This is a genomic window from Nostoc sp. CHAB 5836 (genome assembly GCF_020829445.1).
Classification (GTDB): Bacteria; Cyanobacteriota; Cyanobacteriia; order Cyanobacteriales; family Nostocaceae; genus Nostoc.
Genome location: NZ_JAIVFV010000002.1, coordinates 90,157 through 112,637, shown reverse-complemented (window position 1 = coordinate 112,637; position 22,481 = coordinate 90,157). Strand labels below are relative to the sequence as shown.

19 protein-coding genes and 1 pseudogene are annotated in these 22,481 nt (G+C 43.6%); 8 read left to right on the top strand and 12 right to left on the bottom strand.

Features of this window, described 5'->3' with window-relative positions; translation table 11 throughout:
- Positions 1–236 precede the first annotated feature (236 nt).
- The 9 genes from LC605_RS01055 to pheS form a co-directional block, all read right to left on the bottom strand.
- Entirely contained in the window at positions 237–581 is a 345-nt protein-coding gene (locus LC605_RS01055; RefSeq protein ID WP_229545729.1) for a DUF5615 family PIN-like protein, read from the bottom strand.
- Positions 578–871: a DUF433 domain-containing protein gene (locus tag LC605_RS01050; RefSeq protein ID WP_229545728.1), complete on the bottom strand. Its 294-nt coding sequence runs from the start codon at positions 869–871 to the stop codon at positions 578–580. Before LC605_RS01050 ends, LC605_RS01055 begins: the two co-directional genes overlap by 4 nt.
- Before the next feature lie 132 nt (positions 872–1,003).
- On the bottom strand, positions 1,004–1,378 hold the full coding sequence (locus LC605_RS01045) for a DUF4926 domain-containing protein (protein WP_229545727.1): 375 nt from the start codon (positions 1,376–1,378) through the stop codon (positions 1,004–1,006).
- Positions 1,375–1,575, bottom strand: coding sequence for a DUF6883 domain-containing protein (locus LC605_RS34125; RefSeq protein WP_369010346.1), 201 nt, complete (start codon positions 1,573–1,575; stop codon positions 1,375–1,377). The genes LC605_RS01045 and LC605_RS34125 overlap by 4 nt, the downstream gene beginning before the upstream one ends.
- Before the next feature lie 218 nt (positions 1,576–1,793).
- Positions 1,794–2,369 carry a Uma2 family endonuclease gene (locus tag LC605_RS01040; RefSeq protein ID WP_229545726.1) on the bottom strand — a complete coding sequence of 192 codons (576 nt, stop codon included), beginning with the start codon at positions 2,367–2,369 and terminating at the stop codon, positions 1,794–1,796.
- Between the two features lie 179 nt (positions 2,370–2,548).
- Positions 2,549–2,740, bottom strand: a complete 192-nt coding sequence (locus LC605_RS01035; RefSeq protein ID WP_229545725.1) for a hypothetical protein — start codon at positions 2,738–2,740, stop codon at positions 2,549–2,551.
- Positions 2,741–2,753: 13 nt separating this feature from the next.
- Positions 2,754–3,038 (bottom strand): type II toxin-antitoxin system mRNA interferase toxin, RelE/StbE family, encoded by a 285-nt coding sequence (locus tag LC605_RS01030; protein WP_229545724.1) that lies wholly within the window; start codon positions 3,036–3,038, stop codon positions 2,754–2,756.
- On the bottom strand, positions 3,035–3,250 hold the full coding sequence (locus tag LC605_RS01025) for a hypothetical protein (RefSeq protein ID WP_229545723.1): 216 nt from the start codon (positions 3,248–3,250) through the stop codon (positions 3,035–3,037). Before LC605_RS01025 ends, LC605_RS01030 begins: the two co-directional genes overlap by 4 nt.
- Before the next feature lie 174 nt (positions 3,251–3,424).
- The gene (gene pheS, locus LC605_RS01020; RefSeq protein ID WP_229545722.1) at positions 3,425–4,417 is read right to left on the bottom strand and encodes a phenylalanine--tRNA ligase subunit alpha; all 993 of its coding nucleotides are present in this window, start codon (positions 4,415–4,417) and stop codon (positions 3,425–3,427) included.
- Positions 4,418–4,719: 302 nt separating this feature from the next.
- On the opposite strand from pheS, the gene surE reads away from it, so the two are divergent.
- From surE to secA, 7 genes are all read left to right on the top strand, one after another.
- On the top strand, positions 4,720–5,517 hold the full coding sequence (surE, locus tag LC605_RS01015) for a 5'/3'-nucleotidase SurE (protein ID WP_229545721.1): 798 nt from the start codon (positions 4,720–4,722) through the stop codon (positions 5,515–5,517).
- 287 nt (positions 5,518–5,804) lie between these two features.
- Positions 5,805–6,701: an MBL fold metallo-hydrolase gene (locus LC605_RS01010; RefSeq protein WP_229545720.1), complete on the top strand. Its 897-nt coding sequence runs from the start codon at positions 5,805–5,807 to the stop codon at positions 6,699–6,701.
- Positions 6,702–7,046: 345 nt separating this feature from the next.
- On the top strand, positions 7,047–8,147 hold the full coding sequence (locus tag LC605_RS01005; RefSeq protein ID WP_229545719.1) for a bifunctional riboflavin kinase/FAD synthetase: 1,101 nt from the start codon (positions 7,047–7,049) through the stop codon (positions 8,145–8,147).
- Positions 8,148–8,225: 78 nt separating this feature from the next.
- A complete protein-coding gene (locus tag LC605_RS01000) occupies positions 8,226–8,432 on the top strand; it encodes a hypothetical protein (RefSeq protein ID WP_229545718.1) in 207 nt (68 codons plus the stop codon).
- The gene (locus LC605_RS00995; protein WP_229545717.1) at positions 8,429–9,337 is read left to right on the top strand and encodes a MoxR family ATPase; all 909 of its coding nucleotides are present in this window, start codon (positions 8,429–8,431) and stop codon (positions 9,335–9,337) included. The genes LC605_RS01000 and LC605_RS00995 overlap by 4 nt, the downstream gene beginning before the upstream one ends.
- Before the next feature lie 459 nt (positions 9,338–9,796).
- Positions 9,797–10,405, top strand: coding sequence for a diheme cytochrome c (locus LC605_RS00990; RefSeq protein ID WP_229545716.1), 609 nt, complete (start codon positions 9,797–9,799; stop codon positions 10,403–10,405).
- Positions 10,406–10,844: 439 nt separating this feature from the next.
- Entirely contained in the window at positions 10,845–13,637 is a 2,793-nt protein-coding gene (gene secA, locus LC605_RS00985) for a preprotein translocase subunit SecA (RefSeq protein WP_229545715.1), read from the top strand.
- Between the two features lie 406 nt (positions 13,638–14,043).
- On the opposite strand, the gene lepB is transcribed toward secA, so the two are convergent.
- Positions 14,044–14,616 carry a signal peptidase I gene (gene lepB / locus LC605_RS00980; protein WP_229545714.1) on the bottom strand — a complete coding sequence of 191 codons (573 nt, stop codon included), beginning with the start codon at positions 14,614–14,616 and terminating at the stop codon, positions 14,044–14,046.
- A gap of 218 nt (positions 14,617–14,834) precedes the next feature.
- Positions 14,835–15,050: pseudogene (locus LC605_RS00975) on the bottom strand (zinc ribbon domain-containing protein); the annotation flags it as partial.
- 477 nt (positions 15,051–15,527) lie between these two features.
- Between LC605_RS00975 and LC605_RS00970 the strand changes: the two are divergent.
- Entirely contained in the window at positions 15,528–16,436 is a 909-nt protein-coding gene (locus LC605_RS00970) for a polysaccharide deacetylase family protein (protein WP_229545713.1), read from the top strand.
- 971 nt (positions 16,437–17,407) lie between these two features.
- Here the strand turns inward: LC605_RS00970 and LC605_RS00965 are convergent.
- Positions 17,408–22,135 carry a glutamate synthase-related protein gene (locus tag LC605_RS00965; RefSeq protein ID WP_229545712.1) on the bottom strand — a complete coding sequence of 1,576 codons (4,728 nt, stop codon included), beginning with the start codon at positions 22,133–22,135 and terminating at the stop codon, positions 17,408–17,410.
- Between the last annotated feature and the right edge of the window lie 346 nt (positions 22,136–22,481).

Below are 22,481 nucleotides of genomic sequence, written 5' to 3'. Positions count from 1 at the left end.
GAACGGTAGTTTTAGTTTTTGAATTTTATGGATAACCTGTAGAGTGGAAAAAGTATTTGCTAAAAAGCCAGGGTTTTTGCCGCATAAAGAAAACCGAGTTCTTAATTTTGGATAAAGTCGAGCTTAGGTTAACGATTGTTTGTAGTTGCCGCTTTAGTGCTAAAGCGGCAACTACGAACCTATCAAATTGAACTTGTCATTTACTGACCACCTTAATATTTTTAATTTGGAAGAATTCATCCATACAACAGCTGATTCCTAATTTCATCAACCGTTAGTGTGCTTACCAGAATACCAATCCGTTGCGCTATTTCATAAGCATTTTTCTGAGGCACAACAATAATTCCAAAATGTTCTTTATTTTCATCTATATACTGGAGATGCAACCGCTCGAAATCGACACGGTTATGTGTCAGAATACATCTGCTCATACAAGTTGCAAACTCAAGTTGCTCACGGTCAGTTTTGCCGAGGGTTGCATATTCTGAAACAGTTATTACATCAAAACCACGCGATCGCAACAGTGTAGCAACCAACGCTGACATATCCTCATCGCTGTAAAGCGCAGCAAAAACTGTCACGATTTGCCTAACATAGCTTTTACAGATGGATGTATTAATTCATCGGGTACTCGGTTTCGCTCAATGTATTCATTAATCTCCGCTTGATGATCGAGATAAAAACTCAAGGCATCAAACACTTGTGCCAGCGTTAGATGTGACAAATGGTTCAGGATTTCTTCTGGCATAATCCCCAATCGCCACAAACCGACAATGGCACGAACAGATGTCCGAGTACCTATAATAATTGGCTCTCCACTCAAAATTTCAGGGTTACGGGTAACGTAGCGCGAGGAAGTTTCAGCAAACATAGAAAGAATAACTCAGCAGAACTGGCGTTGTCTCTAGTTTACCAATAGTTATGGTCAGCAGGAGGGTGGTTTAGCTGTGTAATATGTAGTTTCCAGCGATGAAGGAGATGGCTTTGCTAGACCAGAAAATCGCTAAATATCAAATGTATCTATGATGTTATAATTTTTTATAAATTCATTTTCATATTCTGTTAATGCTTGTTTAAAATTTTCAGAAGTTATACCGTTAGGACACATCTGAAATTTATGAAATAAATCATCTAAACTGATTGATCTATCTTTCTCAAATTCTTCTTGCTGCCACTGGGCAATAGGGATAATCTGAGATGCTGCTACTTCGAGCGTCACATGGGGCAAATCAAACCCTTCCAGACTATATCCGTCCTCTTCTCCTTCAGGCATGGGGTAATGCTCCACAATTGTTGCAACATTACCTTGCTTCAGGTTGTATTCTGGTATATCTTGCGCTAAAGCAACTTGGGAGAATAGAGGGTGCTGTACCTTCATGAGTTTGCTCCTTGATCTGGCACTAAAGTGGCAAATTTGGTTGTATCGTTTGCAACCATCCAAATGGTTAAAACATTGAGTTCAAGGCCATTAATCCCTCGCAGACAGGCACGAATGGCATACTTCTGCCCATAACGAGTTGTTTCGATCGCCTCGGCAGGTTGCGTTAAAACTTGAGCGCGTAGATCCCGTTCCAGTTGTTGCTAGTTGTCTAGTGTGTACCCAGCCCTAGCTAGAAATTTAGATTTATCGTCTTTTGGCAACGGCACAAGTAAATACTTGGTTAGCTTTTCTTCTGCGATTATGGCATCGGACGGTAAAAAGGCCATTGACTCATGGCATGAATTTTGGCTAGGAATTATTGACTACATTTTACTCTGGGACGTTGGTCTTCTGCCTATTTGAGATATTACAGTTACCCAGCGTTGAGTACTTGTTCTGCGGTTAGCTGTAACTCTGGGAAAATAGTAGAAGCGATCGCACTATTTCCGATAAATCTGGTTTCTTCGTAAAACCCGTCAACTAATATCAGTACGGTAACTGCATTTCTTTGTGGATCAACAATCCAATATTCAGCAATTCCCCTTGCAGCATACTCGGAACGTTTGTAGCGATAGTCGCGATCTTCGTTAGCTTTGCCAGGAGAAACAACTTCGACAACTAATGCTGGAGGTGGCATATCCAGGGTGATTGTGGATCGCGTTGCACCTTCTAAGGCTGTTGCAAGTTCATCTGTCAGCACAACTAAGTCAGGAATGCGAGTTGTTGCACGAGAACCAGCAACAACAATTTCAACTTTGTTACTTAACCGATTGATTGGGACAAACTTGAGGAAATTAAGTAGCAAAAAGAGAGATATCTGGACATTTTTTGGGCTTTCGGGTGGCATTGCAACCAACTCACCTGCTACCAGTTCATACTGGCTATCCGTGCGATCGTCATACTTCAAATATTCCTCAAGCGTTAGACGTTTACCAGTGATTGCAGTCATATCACGTCAACAGAAGTTACTGTACTGATAGTTTACTTCAATGTGATATAGGACTACTATTTGATTTCTGAACAGATACGTAGGGTGCGTTAGCGTTTCGCGTAACGCACCGAATCCTTAAGAATGGTGCGTTACGCTGTCGCTAACGCACCCTACAAATACTTAATGTTGTTCAAAAATCAAACCGGATTCCTATATAATCTCGTTGACTTCTGAAACTGATAAATCCACCCGCCAACCCGCAGTACCGCTTGCTTCATTTGTTCTTCAGTCACTTCTGGAATGTCAGAAAGATTAATATCCTCATCTTGCATTGCATCAATTATCTCCCAATCAGTTTGAGATGCTTTGAAAGAAAATGATTTGGTCATGTTTGGCTAAAACTCAGTAAACTTCATCATGAGTGCCGATATCAATTAGCAAAATTTCCTCTTCACCAGATTCTATATTTTGCACAAAGTTAAAGACAATCCGACAATCATAATCCACTGAACACGCCCAAGCTCCAGACAGTTTGCCTTTAAGCTTATGGGTCTGCAACAGTGGATCAAATGGATCGGCGGTTAGTAATGCTAACCGCTCTTGAATTCGCTCTTGTAATTGTGGCTGTCGTCCCACCAATCGCTTAAATGCTCGTTTAAACGATGATGCCAAAACTACAGTTCTCACTGGCGTAACTCATCCATTATTTGAGTAACAGTTCCACGGAACACTTTACCCGTCTGATATTCTACTTGTGCTTGAGCGATATTACCAGCAATTTCAGAACGCCGCCGTTCTGCCAACCGATGACTTATCAGATCAATTAATGTTTCTTGTTCATCTACTGATAAGTTTTCGATACTTTCTAGAACTTGATCTAACCTGGAGACTGAGGTCATTATTTATTGTTACCTTGGTTGCAGTAAGTCGGTTGGCGCAATTAAAGTTAACTGGCTAAGGCTGTCATTTGTCATTTGTCATTTGTCATTAGTAAAGGTTTTAAGCTTATTTACGTTTTGTAACATACTTGACCTTTTTTCGCACCAACGTACTTACATAAGTATTACCTATGCCTAAAATTGCTGCAAAAACCGCAAATCACTAGCATACAAGCGACGAATATCATCGATTTGATGTAACACCATTGCAAAGCGTTCTACACCAAAACCGGCAGCAAAGCCTGTATAAACTTCTGGGTCATAACCCACAGACTTAAGTACATTTGGATCGACCATACCGCAGCCCATCACCTCTAACCAACGCCCATTCCACTGCAAATCTACTTCAGCCGAAGGTTCAGTAAACGGGAAATAACTGGCGCGGAAGCGAATAGGTAAATCGCCAAAGATTGCTTGTAAAAATACTTTAATTGTGCCTTTGAGGTCTGTAAAAGTTAGTCCCTCGTCAATAGCTAAAAGTTCTATTTGATGGAAAACTGCTGAGTGAGTCGCGTCTACATTATCTCGCCGATAAACTCGCCCTGGAGCCACAACCCGAATCGGTGGTTCTTCTCTTTCCATGTAACGAATTTGTACTGACGAAGTATGAGTCCGTAGAAGATTCCCATCTGGCAGGTAAAACGTATCCTGCATATCACGGGCGGGGTGGTCAGGCGGGGTATTGAGAGCCTCAAAATTATAATAATCTGTTTCCATCTCTGGCCCTTGAGCCACAGTGTAGCCCATACCGACAAAGATATCCAGTGCCCGATCAATAATTCCATTGAGGGGATGAATGCGACCTTGGGGGTTGTAAATTCCCGGCATAGTTACATCGAGAGTTTCCGCCTCTAGCTGTACCTGAATTTGTGCGGATTCTAAAGCGGCGCGTTGCTCATCTAGACTAGTTTGCAGAGATTCTTTGACTGTATTGGCGATCGCTCCAATTTTCGGCCGTTCCTCTGCGCTCATTTGCCCCATACTTCGCAACAGTGCCCCCAGTTCCCCTTTTTTACCCAGATAGTTAACTCTGAGTTCTTCCAGACGTTCTAAGGTGTCGGCGGCTGCGATCGCTTTTTCTCCTGACTGCCGCAGTGCTAAAAGTTGAGCTTCTAAATTGCTAGTCATTAGTTATTAGTCATTGGTCATTTGTCATTAGTCTATAGTCAAAAGCTGTGAACTGGTTGATAAATAAACTTATAGTTATGCCATTAACATCAGCCACAGGCGAGGGTCTAAACTAAACCTCTGTTTATCAGTTAGGGACGATTGGGCTGGTAAGTATGTATGTTTTTTTGCTGCTTGTGATTTCAGACATTGACAAATGGCTAATAACAAATAACTAATAACTAATGACCAATACTCCTCTACGAGAGGTTGCGCTCAATACAAGTGACCAATGACCAATGACCAATGACCAATGAATAACTATGAAATTACTAATTAGTAACGATGATGGCATTTCTGCCTTGGGGATTCGTACCCTAGCCAACTACTTGGCAGAGGCGGGCCATGATGTAAGTGTAGTTTGCCCAGATCGAGAGCGATCGGCAACTGGACACGGGTTAACTTTACACCAACCCATTCGCGCCGAAATTGTTGAAGGGATTTTTCATCCTGCGATCAAAGCTTGGGCTTGCGATGGTACGCCTTCAGATTGCGTCAAATTAGCGCTGTGGGCTTTGCTCTCGACTCCCCCCGATTTGGTTCTCTCTGGCATTAATCAAGGTGCGAATTTGGGAACTGAAATCTTGTATTCCGGTACTGTTTCTGCGGCAATGGAAGGTCTAATTGAAGGCATTCCTAGCGTAGCGCTGAGTCTTATTAGTCACACATCTAAAGACTTTCAACCGGCTGCTAAGTTTGCCAAAATTCTCGTAGACCAGTTAGCCCAAAAACCGCTACCAGAACTAATGTTGCTCAATGTCAATGTTCCTGCGGTCAAATGGGAAGAAATTGCTGGAGTTACTCTCACTCGCCAAGGAATACGGCGTTATATTGATGTGTTTGATAAACGAGTTGATCCTCGTGGAAAAACGTACTACTGGCTAACCGGAGAGGTTGTTGAGGATGTAGAACCCCCAACTGGATTAAATCTGCCTCTAAATGTACCGAGAGATGTAGATGTTGTACGTAAAAACTACATCAGTATCAGCCCGTTACACTACAATCTTACCTACGGAGATGGAGTAGATAAATTGTCTGAGTGGGAATTCAATTTCCCCTAAATTATTTCATTGATCAACACAAAACTGTAGTTATTCAAATACATCACAGAAAAATGTGGGCTATAACGTAGGGGCACTATTGAAATAACTGATACATATTCAGCCGAAAACGTGGAAAATTATAACTGACAGTATTTGATCGACATTTACACAATTAGCCAGAAACAGTGTATGCTGTTTTACCAATAAATCCTCCCTGTAGCAAAATCGGTGAGACAGCATACACTTAGACAAAATAAGTAATAATTCTTCCATTTATCGCCCGCTCAGTCCAGCAAGCAACACCCATGTCTAGGATAGAGAACCAATTTACCGTGCAATTTTGGGGCGTTCGCGGCAGCATCCCCAGTCCAGGGCCACACACTGTTCGTTACGGCGGTAATACCCCTTGCATATCAATGCAAGCGGGCGATAAACGCTTAATTTTCGATGCTGGCACAGGACTACACGTATTGGGGCAATCTTTGTTGCACCAAATGCCGTTAGAAGCCCACATATTTTTTACTCACTCTCACTGGGATCATATGCAGGGTTTTCCCTTCTTTAGCCCAGGCTTTGTTAAGGGGAATGACTTTCATATCTACGGAGCGATCGCACCTGATGGTTCTACCATTGAACAGCGCCTCAATGATCAAATGTTACACCCGAACTTTCCCGTACCCTTGCAGATTATGCAAGCCAATTTAAATTTCTACGACATTCGACCGGGGCAACCAATAGACATTGATGACGTTACCGTAGAAACAGCACCTTTAAACCATCCAGGTGAAGCCGTAGGATACCGGGTCAACTGGCGTGATGGTGCTGCTGTGTATATTACCGATACTGAACATTTTCCTGACCGACTCGATGATAATGTGCTGTGGCTAGCTCGTAATGCCGACATTCTGATTTACGATTCTACTTACACAGACGAGGAATACCATTGCCCAAAATCCCCAAAAATTGGCTGGGGACATTCTACCTGGCAAGAAGCAGTGAAAGTCGCACAAGCCGCTAACGTCAAAACTCTGGTGATTTATCACCACGACCCCGCCCACAATGACGACTTTTTAGATCGTGTAGGCAAACAAGCAGCTGCGAAATTTCCTGGGGCTATTATGGCACGGGAAGGATTGGTACTTCAGGTTCCCACCTCTATTGCCTTATCAGAATCTTTTCCTGTTAGCGAATTTTCTACCTAAAGATTGCGATCGCAGGAATTGGAGATTTTAGATTAGATTGGTGATCAGAAGCTTTCAGCGCCAGAGCGTACCTGTTGGGTGTACGGTGAGACAGCACAGATTAGAGTTGTCAGAGCGCTGACCACAGGATAAGGGCGACAACAGGAGGATACACTAGTCATTGGTCATTGGTCATTGGTCATTGGTCATTGGTCATTGGTAACTGGACAAAAGACAAAAGACAAAGGACAAATGACAAATGACAAATGACAAATTGGTACTACAAAAGCTGTCCTCCTCAAGGCGGTTTACCATAAGGTAGCTTCCTGCTGATAGCTAAAATAAACCTAAAATCTCAGAATCCACGTGCTAAATTTGTCTCAAAATGGATGTTCTGTGTGGGTTGCTTCTTCGAGTGAAGGGCTACTAACGCCGACTGCTGTTGCCCTTGGCAAGTTTGATGGTGTTCATCTTGGTCATCAAAGGGTAATTCAACCAGTCTTGCACGCTGGTGATCACTTATCAGTAGCCACTAGTCCGCAGTTAAAGGAAAATCAACAACTAACAACTGACAAAGGACAACTGACAAAGGAAGAATATATCTACTCAACAGTAGTCACATTTGACCCCCATCCACAGGAGTTCTTTACCGGGCAGCCCCGGACTTTGTTAACGCCACTGGATGAAAAAGTCCAACAATTGCGATCGCTTGGGGTAGAACAACTCATATTACTACCCTTTGACAAAGAATTAACTGCTTTGACTCCCGAAGAATTCGTCGAAAAAATTCTTGTGCAACAACTGCGATGCCAGCGAATTAGCATCGGGCAGGATTTTTGTTTTGGCGAAAAGCGTAGTGGTACTGCCAAAGATTTGCAATTAATTGCTGCCAAACACAATATCCCTGTTACCATCGTTCCCTTACAAACTTATACAGGTGACTCGCCTACCCAAAGCAGTTGCGTCAGTACTGCTGCAACTCAAAATGCCCGTATTAGCACTTCATTGATCCGCCAAACCCTTGAGCAGGGCGACATCGAAAACGCAAATCTACTACTAGGACGCCCTTACACCCTGATTGGTGATGTTGTTCAAGGTCAACAATTGGGCAGAACAATTGGCTTTCCCACCGCCAACCTCCAACTACCAAAAGAAAAGTTTTTGCCCCGCCAAGGAGTTTATGCTGTCCGTATTTTCACTCCCAGTGAAACATCAAATGCGGTTGCTAATGAGTGCTTGGGCCTAATGAATATCGGCAATCGCCCAACTGTAAATGGTACTTATTCATCTGCGGAAGTACATTTATTGGATTGGTCTGGTGATTTATACGGAAAAAAACTGGCTGTGGAACTAGTTAAATTTTTGCGCCCTGAACAAAAATTTCCTTCTCTAGAAGCCCTGAAAACACAAATTCAACTTGACTGCGTTGTTGCTAGAGAAGTTTTGAGCGCTAAAGGGGAAAGTTAGGAGTTAGGAGTTAGGAGTTAGGAGTTAGGAGTTAGGAGTTAGAGTTTGGAGTTAGGAGTTAGGAGTTTGGAGTTTGGAGTGGGAATAATACTCTTAGGGAATTGGGCATTGGGTATTGGGCAGGGGGCATTGGGCATGGAGAAGAGGCAGAGGTGCAAAGGGGCAGAGGGAAAAAACTTATTCCAACTTCTCTCTCCATCTCCCTCATCTCCCTCATCTCCCTCATCTCCCCACTCCCCACTCCCCACTCCCCACTCCCCAACCCCCACTCCCCACAACGCATGAGAGAAAAAATCGACGCTCTAACACAAAATCTGGCTGTTACCATCGTTGGCAAAGCTGAAGCAATACGCTTAGTATTGGTCGCCTTGTTAGGTGGTGGTCATGCTCTTTTAGAGGATGTTCCTGGTGTTGGTAAAACCCTCCTTGCTAAATCCCTGGCTCGTTCACTGGACGGTAAGTTTCAACGGCTACAATGTACCCCCGATTTACTACCAACTGACATCACTGGTACCAACATCTGGAACCCCAAAAGCGGCGAATTTACTTTTCTTAATGGCCCAGTCTTTGCCAATATACTACTAGCTGACGAAATCAACCGCGCTACACCCCGCACTCAGTCAGCTTTGCTGGAAGTTATGGAAGAACATCAAGTAACTGTTGATGGTGTCTCTCGTGCAGTTCCCCAACCGTTTTTTGTCATTGCCACTCAAAACCCGATTGAGTATCAAGGTACTTTTCCTTTGCCGGAAGCGCAAATGGATCGGTTTATGTTGTCGCTGAGTTTGGGCTATCCTTCTGAGGCAGAAGAACTCCAAATGCTGCAAAATCTCCAAAATGGTGTAAAAGTTGCTGATTTGCAGCCTTGTATTACCTTGGCAGAAGTACAGCAATTGCGTCACTTATGCTCTGAAGTAAAAGTCGCAACTTCTTTGCAACAGTACATCCTCGAATTGGTGCGGGCAACACGTCAAGATGAAGAAATTGCCCTTGGTGTCAGTCCGCGTGGTACGTTAGCATTGCAACGGGCTGCCCAAGCGCTAGCTTTTCTATCAGGGCGTGATTATGCCATTCCTGATGATGTGAAATTTCTTGTCCCTCACGTTCTTTGCCATCGCCTTATTCCGAGAGGAGGACGCAATGCCAGAACTGTTATTGAGCGATTATTGCGATCGGTTTCTATTCCTTAATACAAGAGGATGTTGTTTATAAGGTGAGAGTTCGTAACACTAGTATCCAAAAAGGTAAGAGTACTGGATACCGATTGATTATCAAGTTGAGTCCACTATAAGTATTTTGCTACTAACGATTTATTCCAAGTCTGACCGAGAAGATATTGGTGCAAATGAAATTTGGGATATTGTAGCTGATTTTTCTAGTGAGTCAGGTTAAAACTGTTGCGGATATGAAAGATGCGTTGTTTGCCAAAACTACTTAAGTAGGTCGGCGCAATTAAAGCTAACTGACTAAGGCTGTCATTTGTCCTTTGTCATTGGTCACTAGTAAAGATTTTAAGGCTATTTACGTTTCGTAACATACTTTGATTTTTTCGCGCCAACTTACTTACGCAAAATCTGAAACATCGGCAATACTGCGTAAATCTTATGATTAGCACAAGCGCCACTTTTAAATATTTGGGAATGTGAGGAATGTCAATTTTTGTTAAGCGCAAAACCCGCGATCGCGAGATTCGCCAACCTAACAGCGATGCCTACGGCGGGCTACGCCAACGCCAAGCGCTACAGCAAAGTGCCGAACGTGAATTCAAACGCCAATTTTTCGGTTTACTTCTGGTAATTGTAACGTGGAGTTTAGCTATGGGCTGGCTTCTAGCCTTGGCAACTAACGCCCAAGGTGCTACTCCCACCGCCGAAATTGGCACAGTTGACGTAGTACCTGCACAATATCAACTGGGCCAAGAACTGTATTTGGAAAACTGTTCTACCTGCCACATCGCCTTACCACCAGCAGTTTTGCCCACCCAAACTTGGAAAAATCTCCTGCAAGACTCGCAGCACTACGGCGCACAAATCAAGCCTTTAGTCGATCCGCCGCGGATATTAGTGTGGAAATATCTTTCGACCTTCTCCCGTGTCCAGCTAGACGACGAAGAAACACCCTATCGCCTCAACAACTCGCGTTATTTCAAAGCTTTGCATCCAGGAGTTAAGTTACCACGTCCCGTCCAGCTTGGCAGCTGTGTCAGCTGTCATCCTAGTGCTACTGATTACAATTTCCGCCGCCTGACAGCAGAGTGAAAGTTAGGAGTTAGGAGTTATGGTAACTCATAACTCCCAACTCCTAACTCCTAACTCATAACTCATAACTCATAACTCATAACTCATAACTCTATTCCCACACTCCCGTGGTATTAAAAATTGTGCGTATTGGTGGGAGATACTCCAATCGACGCGTTCTCGAGCAGAAAGCAAGTGCCGTCCCCTACCTGAAGGACTTTAAAACCTAAAAACTTTTTGGGTTTTTAGGTTTAAACTTCGGGGTTTTCAGCATTTTTCTTATAAGATAAGAGTTAAAACTAATTATTTAGTAAACTGATACCCTAGTTTTTCTCCTGTTTTTGAGGTAATTCTCATTTGACACCCATCCACGACCGAGACGGTTGGGCTGGGTTAAATGTTTATAATCAATGCCGACCCTTTAATCCCCATCCCCCTTGATTCAGTTCTATAATCTGCCATGCTAAAACTTTTGTTGGGCGACCCCAACGCTCGTAAGCTTAAAAAATACCAACCTTCTGTTACTGAAGTTAACCTTTTAGAGGAAGAAATTAAGGTTCTTTCTGATGATGAGTTAAAAGGTAAAACCGTAGAATTTAAACAACGGCTCGCTAAAGGCGAAACTCTGGATGACATATTGCCAGAAGCTTACGCCGTTGTTCGGGAAGCAGGACGGCGAGTCTTAGGCTTGCGGCACTTTGATGTTCAACTCCTTGGCGGGATCATTTTGCACGTGGGGCAAATTGCCGAAATGAAAACCGGCGAAGGCAAAACATTAGTCGCCACCTTGCCGAGTTACTTAAATGCCCTTAGTGGTAAAGGTGTACACGTTATCACCGTGAACGATTACCTGGCTCGTCGGGACGCAGAATGGATGGGACAGGTGCATCGGTTCTTGGGGCTGAGTGTGGGGCTAATCCAGGCAAGTATGACTCCCAGTGAACGCCAGAAAAATTACGAATGCGATATCACTTATGTTACCAACAGCGAGGTCGGCTTTGACTACCTACGGGATAACATGGCGACATCAATGGCAGATGTGGTGCAACGCCCGTTCAATTATTGCGTAATTGACGAGGTAGACTCGATTTTAATTGATGAGGCGCGGACACCGTTAATTATTTCCGGGCAGGTGGAAAGACCTACAGAAAAGTATCTGCAAGCTGCTGAAATAGCATTCACACTTAAAAAAGACGAGCATTACGATGTAGATGAAAAAGCTCGGAACGTGCTATTGACAGATGAAGGGTTTGCTGAATCCGAAAATCTTTTAGGAGTCACAGATTTATTTGACCCGGAAGATCCTTGGGCGCACTTCGTTTTTAATGCAATTAAAGCCAAAGAACTTTTCCTCAAAGATGTAAATTACATTGTCCGCAATGATGAAGTGGTAATTGTTGATGAATTTACTGGTAGAGTATTACCCGGACGGCGTTGGAGTGATGGACTACATCAGGCTATTGAAGCCAAAGAACACGTAGAAATTCAGCCAGAAACTCAAACTCTAGCGACAATTACTTATCAAAATATGTTCTTGCTGTATCCAAAACTGGGTGGAATGACAGGAACGGCAAAAACCGAAGAACCGGAATTTGAAAAAATTTACAAATTGGAAGTCGCAGTAATTCCTACCAACCGCGATCGCAGACGCCAAGATTTGTCTGATATGGTCTTTAAGACAGAACCAGGTAAGTGGGGCGCGATCGCCAGAGAATGTGCCGAAATGCACGAACTCGGCAGACCTGTATTAGTGGGAACCACTAGCGTAGAAAAATCCGAACTTCTCAGTCGGCTGCTGAAACAACTGGAGATTCCCCACGAATTACTCAACGCCCGACCGGAAAACGTCGAACGTGAGGCGGAAATTGTCGCCCAAGCCGGACGCAAAGGTGCTGTGACCATTGCTACTAACATGGCTGGTAGGGGTACAGACATTATCTTGGGTGGAAACTCCGAATACATGGCACGTCTGAAGCTGCGGGAATACTTTATGCCCCGAATCGTCATGCCAGAAGATGAAGATGCCTTTGGTGTGCAAAGACCAGCCGGATTACCTACAGGACACGGTGGTGGTCAAGGCTTTGTCCCTGGTAAAAAAGTCAAAACTTGGCGGGCTTCGCCAGAAATTTTCCCCACCCAGTTGACAAAAGAAACAGAAAAACTACTCAAAGATGCAGTAGAAATTGCGGTGCGTGAATATGGCGATCGCAGCTTACCAGAATTGGAAGCCGAAGACAAGGTAGCTGTAGCCGCAGAAAAAGCTCCCATCGACGACCCTGTGATTCAGAAATTGCGGGAAGCATACAACCGCGTTAAGCGGGAATATGAACAATTTACTACCCGGGAACATGATGAGGTAGTAGGAATCGGTGGTTTGCACGTAATTGGTACAGAACGCCACGAATCGCGGCGGATTGACAACCAGTTGCGCGGACGTGCAGGACGACAAGGCGACCCTGGAACCACAAGATTCTTCTTAAGTTTAGAGGATAACCTACTACGGATTTTTGGTGGCGATCGCGTTGCTGGGTTAATGAATGCCTTCCAGGTGGAAGAAGATATGCCCATCGAATCTGGGATGCTGACGCGCAGTTTGGAAGGCGCACAGAAAAAAGTAGAAACCTACTACTACGACACTCGGAAGCAAGTGTTTGAGTATGACGAAGTGATGAATAATCAACGTCGCGCTATTTATGCTGAACGCCGCCGAGTGCTAGAAGGTCAAGACTTGAAAGAACAGGTAATTAAGTACGCTGAAAAAACGATGGATGACATCGTTGACTACTATATCAACATAGACTTGCCCTCCGAAGAGTGGGAGTTAGAAAAGCTGGTTGAGAAAGTCAAAGAATTCGTCTATCTACTAGCCGATTTGCAAGCGAGTCAATTAGAAGATATAACAGTTAGCGAGATTAAAGCTTTCCTCCACGAACAGGTACGCATTGCTTACGACCTCAAAGAAGCGCAGATTGACCAAGTTCAACCCGGACTGATGCGCCAAGCTGAACGCTTTTTTATCTTGCAACGCATTGATACCCTGTGGCGCGAACACCTGCAACAAATGGATGCCTTGCGTGACTCAGTGGGATTGCGTGGTTATGGTCAAAAAGACCCGCTAATTGAGTATAAGAGTGAGGGTTACGAACTCTTCTTGGATATGATGGTTAACATTCGCCGAGATGTGGTCTACTCGTTGTTTATGTTCCAGCCGCAGCCTCAGCAGATGGCGCAAGCATCTTCGGAGATGGTGTAGGAAGTTAGAAAGAATATCTCACCCACAGACGCTAAGACGCCAAGATTTCTTAGCGTCAAGCACGCCCCTTGGCTAATCTATCTCTATGCATTCGTTACAAGTTAAGGGAAAAATATTTTTGTCAACAGTAATTAAGCCATAAATCAACGAGGATGTTGAGTATCAAATTTACCTAAATACTTGGTTTTGAAGACAAGGGTAAACGATGCTTTTTTAGATGACGCGTAGGCGTAGCCAGCCGTAGGCATCACAGTGTAAAAAATTGTGCTTTTCAGCCTGATTTTGTCGAAATAATTAAGTATTATTGCTTATTGACAAATAATTGCTCATCTTAACTGTTATCCAGAACCTTTGTAGAGACGTAGCAGTGCTACGTCAAAACAATTCTTTTTCACCAGATGTCTATTTAAATAAACCCAATGCGATCGAGAGGCCAAAAGCGAAACATTGCCCGACCGATGACATTTTTTCTGGGTAAAAAGCCCCAATAACGAGAGTCATTACTATCGTTGCGATTATCTCCCATGACAAAAAATTCGTCTTCGGGGACTTTCACTTGTTGATATGGGTGATTTGGGGGTTCAGCGATGTAGTCTTCTACCAAAGGTTGACCGTTGAGGTAGACTTTGCCAGAAGCAATACTAATTACCTCGCCAGGTTTGCCAATAACCCGCTTGATGAAGGCTTGGTCTTTGGGATATCCGCGACGTTGTAGTTCTGCGGGTGGCTGAAAAACAATAATATCCCCAGTTATGGGAGGGTGAAAATGGTAGGAGATTTTTTCAACTACCAAGCGATCGCCTGTATGTAAGGTGGGTAACATAGAATCTGAAGGTATATAGCGAGGTTCGGCGATAGAAGTCCTGATTAGGAATGCCAAACACAATGCGATCGCAATTAAAATCAGATTTTCTTGCCAACTACGCCATACTTTTAACGACGCACGTTCTTCTGTTGCATCACTTTCGTGAGGAATCATAAAAGTTTCTAGCCAGTTTAAGAAATGAGACAAATACCTTGATTATTTTGACTCAAAAGGTATATTTCTAGGAAAGTCGGGTTTAGCGTCAACTCGTACATATATTAAATAATACACTTATTGCATCTATCCAAGATAAGCAAAAGTACGCTAAAGAAACTATGACCTGTGTGACACACTCCACACACTGACCTGAATACAGGTACAGTGTGGGCTTCTCAACCAATCCGGCTATTGCGTAGGAGGCGTTGAGCTTTAAGAACCGCGTGCCCGTCGGCTCTATTCTTTATGTTTATCGCTGCGTTGTGATCACGATCCAAATTACATCCACAAGTACAAATATGCTGACGGATGTGCAGCGATTTAGGAACTTTCACCCCACAACTAGAACAATCTTGTGACGTACCCGATGGATTCACTGCAATTACCATGAGCGACTGGCGTGGGTTAGGGGGGTCAATAAGTGCAAAGATACAGCCAAATACTTTTAAAACATCCTCTCAATAACTTCCCCATAACATATGTGATCAACTTACGTAATTACACGGTGACAGTGAATATTAAATTGCACTATTAATAAGATATAAATCTGCTTAATTATCGATAAAAATATTAATAGACAAAAAGCTACTAGCAATTTCGGCTAAAGTATCAGCATCCAAAAGAGAACTAAACTGCCGATAAAATTATTTTTGCTGAATGAGTCAAAAGTATCTAGATTAACGAATAAGTGCCCGTTGGCAATGAGAAACTATATTAAATCAATTTTCGTCCAGTCTATTTTATAAAAAGTACAAGGTAAGATTCTGTCAGTTGAAAATTTAACTTTTTCTTAAAAAGGAAGCGATGGCAGCAGGCAGTAGAATACGTCATACCTGTGGTGATAGTTCGAGCTTTGAAGGAGCTGTGAGGTGGAAAACAACAAGTCGTTTCTGTGGCCAGAAGGAATATTAATTGCGCTACTTGCCTTAGGTGGTGTTTTTAGCCTTGCTTTCATGATGCTTCTAAGGCCAAATACTTCGGAGGCTCAGAGCAGACAAAGTATAAATTTCAAGGATGTCGCTGCAAACGTAGGAACTCAGCAGCGCATTGAGAAATTAAAGGCGGCAATGCTTAGAACTTGGCAGCAAGAAGCACAAGTAAAGGGCCTAGCTTACTCTGTGCCTTCACGTTTTCAAGGGGCAATAATTAAGGCTGCAAAACTCACTGAAGGTCAGAAAGTGATTGCTCTCACCTTTGATGATGGGCCTTGGCCTCAAACCACAGAGCAAGTACTAGATATCCTCAAATCAAATAATATCAAAGGGACGTTTTTTGTCGTCGGACAGAACCTGAAAAATTATCCAGAGTTAGGAAGGGAGATTGTTACTCAAGGTCACGTCATTGCTAACCACACTTGGCATCACTGGTATCACTTTATGAATCCACAAGCAGCTGCTTTTGAAATTGATCGCACAACAGACCTAATTTATCAAGTTACAGGTGTTAAAACAAATCTGTTCCGACCGCCTGGTGGCATTTTGCACAATGGATTAGCTGCTCATGCTAAAGGCCAAAAATATACTGTGGTGATGTGGTCGGCTGACTCCATAGACTACAAGTTACCAACTGTACCGAAGTTGATCAATAACGTGATTAAAGATTCAAAACCTGGTGGGATTGTGCTAATGCATGATGGTGGTGGGAACCGTTCTAGAACTGTGCAAGCTTTACCAGAAATTATTAGCAATTTTAGAAAGCAAGGCTATCGTTTTGTGACTATTCCAGAACTTTTAGAAATTGAAGATACAGACCAAAAATTGCTTGCTAACGAAAAATAATTATGATTAATTATGGATAATTAGTCAATAGTAATTGGCTAGAAACTAAGATTATATTTGTTAGTTAAAATGCACTATTTTTGAATCAGTTAGTAAAGATAACCCCATCGGAGTAATTCGTAATTATTGGGTTTAAGAGGATGTTTGAAAAGTATTGGGCGATTGGAAATCGCTGCTACATAAACAAAGTCCACCTCCGTGGACTAATACAAAATCAAGGGTTTTTAACCTGCGGAGGCAGGTTTTGCCTGTGTAGCCGCGATTTTTAATCGCCGAGGGAAGTATAAATTAGACTTTTCAAACAACCTCTAAGCAAGTTCGTAGTAAGGACTTCAGTCCTTATTTATTAAGCACACTTTGTGCTTACTACAAACCCTCAAAACTAACTTAGTTAAGAAGAATAGTAGGTTGGGTTGAGCAACAGCGAAACCCAACAAAGCCTTGGTAGTCTTGGGCTTCGTTCCTCAATACAACCTACCCTAGTTTTAGTTTTTAGCCTTAACTGAACTGTAATTAAATTACTCCCTTCGCGCTACAAGATTACCTATTGATTTTTCTGTCTCTTCCTTGGTGTCCTTGGCGGTAGCCTAGGGTAAGCCGCTTTGCGTCTACGTAAAAAAAAATTAGTCTTGTGGTGGGAAGGGAGTAGTTGGGGTCTAAATACCCAACTAATTCAATTACGAGTTACCTTAAACTCACTAATGACTACTAGTCAGTGACATACTCCTACAGTGACTACAAGCAGTAGAGTGTAGGCTTCTCACCCAATCCGGCTATTGCTTAGAAGGCGATGAGCTTGTATTTTAGAGACGGAATGCCCTGCCGCCCCTACTTATTAATTTTAACTTCGATTTGTTCGTTTCCTCCATGTCCTCCTTCCTCGCTTTCCCATTGGTCAGAGGACTCTCGTCAACTCACGCGCAATTCATCTCATCACCTCACTTTCGGGTATGTGAGAGGCTTCTTTTGATTTAAACTAAACTGAACTCAGTTGTTTTTTTTTCAGGATTAGCTTCTGAACTATCAGCTTCAGAAGGCGGAACCAACTGCCAGAATTTCGGCAAAAATTCGTGCCAATTTTGCAGAATTTTCTTCGCCTTTGGTGAACCAGTACGTTCCGCATGAGTTTGGATTAACTCTTGCAGTTGCTTTGCACCGACTTCTGTAATCACCCGCTGCATTTTGACAATTTCTGGGTTGACTAACTCAGGCAACGAGTCGTCTTCATCCAAGAAGTATGCCAGTCCTCCAGTCATTCCAGCTGCTACGTTACGTCCTACTTTACCGAGGACAATAATTACACCACCTGTCATGTATTCACAGCAGTGATCCCCAGCGCCTTCAATTACTGCTATACCTTTGGAGTTTCTCACAGCAAAGCGTTCTCCTGCTAGTCCGTTGGCAAATAATATGCCGCCAGTAGCACCATAGAGGCACGTATTGCCAACTATCACGTTTTGTGAGGCGTTATAGGTAGCAGTAGTTGGAGGTTTGATGATGATTTCACCACCATGCATCCCTTTACCTACGTAGTCGTTTGCTTCTCCTTCCAGGCTCAGAATTATACCGGGGAGATTAAAAGCACCAAAGCTTTGCCCAACACTACCTGTAAAGTTGAGATTAATTTGTCCTTCAAAGCCACTGTCACCGTACTGGGAAGCGATCGCACCTGCTAATCTTGTGCCTACTGTTCTGTCAGTATTGACAATCGGGTAAGTCTTAGTAACAGTGGACTGATCCCTAATGGCAGCCTGGATGTCGGGATCGGCAAGGAACTTGTCATCTAAAACCAGGCCGTTGCTGTGGACTTCTTCATGCACCAACCAGCTACGATTGTCTCTGGTATTTGGTAGCTCAAGTAAACAGTCGAGATTCAAAGATTGAGTTTTGGTGAGTTTTGCCTCTGGACGCAGTTTTAACAAATCTGCACGTCCAATAATTTCTGACAAAGAACGGTAGCCAAGTCGGGCTAACAAACTACGCACTTCTTCGGCAATGAAGTAGAAGAAGTTGACAACTTGTTCTGGTATTCCCGTAAACCGCTTGCGGAGTTCTTCTTTCTGGGTAGCAACACCTACAGGACAGGTGTTTTTGTGACAAACTCGTGCCATGATACAGCCTTCAGCAATCATGGCGATGGAACCGAAACCAAATTCTTCACCACCCATCAATGCACCTATTACCACATCCCAGCCACTCTTGAGTCCGCCATCTACGCGTAAGATCACGCGATCGCGCAAGCCATTTTCCATTAAGACGCGATGCACTTCACTTAAACCGAGTTCCCACGGAGAGCCAGCGTGTTTAATGGAACTTAGTGGTGATGCACCTGTACCACCATCATGACCAGAAATCTGGATGATATCAGCGTTGGCCTTAGCTACACCAGCTGCGATTGTGCCAATGCCAACTTCTGAAACTAGCTTCACCGACACCTTTGCCTTGGGATTAATTTGGTGCAGATCAAAAATCAGTTGTGCTAGGTCTTCAATAGAATAAATATCGTGGTGCGGTGGTGGTGAAATCAGCGTCACACCTGGTTTGGAGCGCCTTAACATGGCAATGTATTCGCTTACCTTGGGCCCTGGCAGTTGTCCACCTTCCCCAGGCTTGGCACCTTGGGCAATTTTGATTTCAATTTGTTTGGCGTTGACGAGGTACTCTGGCGTCACACCAAAGCGTCCCGATGCAACTTGCTTAATGGCACTATAAGCTTGATCTCCATTTCGTAATCCTTTTAAATGAGGTAGGGTTGGCGAGTGACCAGACTCGTCTACATCATCTAAGACTGTGTAGCGCACTGGGTCTTCGCCGCCTTCTCCAGAATTGGATTTACCACCAATGCGGTTCATGGCGATCGCTAAAGTTTCATGGGCTTCTCTTGACAAAGCGCCTAAAGACATCCCACCTGTGCAGAAGCGCTTGACAATCTCATATACCGATTCCACTTCTTCTAGAGGAACCGACGGGGCATCACCTTGGAAGTCCAGTAAGTCTCGCAAAGCTGTTACTGGTCTGCCTTGGAGGTGCTTTTTATAAACTTCGTAGTGGTCGTAGTTTTTGCCATCTAGAGCTTTATGCAGCGCTTTAACCATTTCCGGGCTATTCATGTGGTACTCGCCGCCTGGACGGTACTGCACAAAGCCCAGGTTTTCTAACTTCTTGGTTGTCAGTTCCGGGAAAGCCTTGCTGTGGAAGGAAAGCACTTCGTCTGCAAGTTCGCTTACACTCAAACCACCGATGCGGGAAGTCGTACCACAAAATCCTAGCTCGATTAAATCTCCACCGATGCCGATAGCTTCAAATATTTGGGCTGCTTGATAGCTGGAGAGCAGAGAAATTCCCATCTTGGAGAGAATTTTTAGCAAACCTGACTCTACTGCTTTGCGATAGTTTGCTAAAGCTTGTTCTAGGGTGAGGGCTGGAATTTTTTGCATCCCCATTAAATTTTGAGTCTTGGGATCAGACCACCAATCACGCACCGTATCTAAAGCCATATACGCGCAAACTGCACCAGCACCATAGCCAATGAGACAAGCAAAGTGATGTGTACTCCAGCATTGAGCAGTATTAACAATCAGGGATGTTTTCATTCGCAACCCTTCACGAATCAGATGGTGATGCACAGCACCCACTGCTAATAAGGGGGGAATGTAGGTATATTCTGTACTGATCCCTTCATTGCCCCCCTTATTAAGAGTGGTTGGGGGGTTCTGGTCGCTTAATATTAAAATCTTTGCACCTGCCCGCACTGACTCAGCAGCTTGTGCTTGCAAAGATTGGACTGCGGCTTTCAATCCTTCTGGGCCATTGGCGATCGCAAATAGGGTTGACAACTCAGCTGTGGCAAATCCTGACAGCTTAATCGCCTCTAATTCCGCATCTGTTAATACTGGCGACTCAAGTTTCAATCTCCGGGCATATTCTGGCTTGGGTTCTAATAAGTTACCTCGTTCACCCAGTTCAACTTTCAGAGACATTACCAGCTTTTCCCGCAAGGGATCGATCGCTGGGTTCGTTACCTGAGCAAAGCGCTGTTTAAAATAGTCATAAAGCAGGTGGGGCTTTTGTGACAGCACTGCTAAAGGAATATCATCCCCCATACAGAAAGTCGGCTCCGAACCTGCCTTCGCCATTTCATGAATCACCATTTCCACATCTTCTGTGGTGTAACCAAAAGCAGTTTGACGCTGAAGTAAGGTTTGCTTATCAATAGTCAATTGTCCTTTGCCATTGCCATTTGACGGATGACTAATACTTCCGCTACCTTCAATACAAGTGACCAATGACTTTAATTCTTGACGGTACTGTTGCAACCATTCCCCATAAGGATGCTCCTTGGCAATGCGCCTCTTTATATCCCAATTCTTCAGCACTTCATGATTTTCTAAATCCACGGCAATCATTTGCCCTGGGCCGAGTCTACCTTTCTCGACAATATCAGCTTCTGGGAAGTCCACGACACCAGTTTCCGAAGCTACAACAATGTAATCATCTTTGGTGATCACGTAGCGAGCGGGTCTTAAGCCATTACGATCTAGAGTTGCACCAACTTTTTTGCCATCGCTGAATACTAAAAGTGCTGGCCCATCCCAAGCTTCTTGCAAACCACTGTAATATTCGTAAAAATCAACAATTTCTGGAAATTCACGTAAAGAAGGCTGATTTTGGTAAGCCTCTGGAACCATAATCATTAAAGCTTCCAAGGGGCTGCGTCCAGAGCAAACCAGCAATTCCACTACATTGTCTAAGGTAGCTGAGTCGCTGTTATCAATATGAACTAGTGGTTTGAGTTCCTGGATGCGAGTCTCCTGCAAAGAGGCTGCGCCAACGCCCCACGCTGGATGATTCAGGCTCGCTTCTCGTGCCATCATCCAGTTAATATTACCCAATAAGGTATTGATTTCGCCGTTGTGACCCAACAACCGCATCGGTTGCGCTAGGGGCCATTTGGGCATCGTATTGGTACTAAAGCGGCGGTGATAAACAGCAAAGGCGCTTTTGTAAGCTGGATTTTTTAAATCGTCATAAAAGTTGCCCAAGACGGCAGAACGCACCATGCCTTTGTAGACAATTGTCCGACTTGACAACGAGCAGATATAAAATTCTTCTGAGATGTTGGTTGCAGCTTTACTAATTCGGCGGCGGGTAATGTACAACTGCCGTTCAAATTCATCGCCGCTTTTGTCAACAGAAGCTAACAAAACTTGTTCAATCTGGGGTTGATTTTCTCTTGCCTGTACCCCCAGTAAATCAGGTTGCACTGGCACTACTCGCCACCCCAGTACAATCAATTTTTCTTCAGCAGCTACTTGCTCAACTCTCGCCCTAGCTTTTTGTGCAGCTTCTTGGTCTTGTGGTAGAAATATCATCCCCACAGCTATATTATTGGTGGATGGAAATTCCTTCCACCTTTGGCCAAAGTCTTGTTGGAACAACTCCCAAGGTATTGCTGTCAATACTCCAGCACCATCACCAGAGTCTTGATCGGCGCTACAACCTCCCCGGTGTTCTAAGCAGGTTAAAGCAGCCAAGGCTTTTTCGACAATTTCGTGGCTGGTATGATTCTGGCGATGAGCAATAAAACCTACACCACAGGCATCTCGTTCCTCTACTAACCACTTTTGCCCCTGATAGGTATCTCTTGAGTTGATATTCGCTGTGATTTGTTGGTCTTGATTCATCGGTTTATTATTCATACCCTGTTCCTGAAGTATTGAGTTACCAATTTTGTCACTACGTTATGGGAAAATTTTTCTAAATTCCGCGATGGAGAAATAATATATAAGCACCGAAATTTAGGGAAAAAAAATTTTAACTTCGGTTTGACTTTGTTAGTTGACCCGTGTTAAAATTGATGCGTATTTTTATGTATTTGTGCGGTGTTATACAACTTACCTCCGCCAAGACATTATTTTAGCCCTGACAGTTTCTTTTTTATATTGTGAAGCTAAGTATTTTCTCAATCCCCTTTTTCCAGATGCACGCTAGCCAATCATAGAGCCTATTTCGGTTAACCTGAACCAAACTAAAACTGAACGCTGT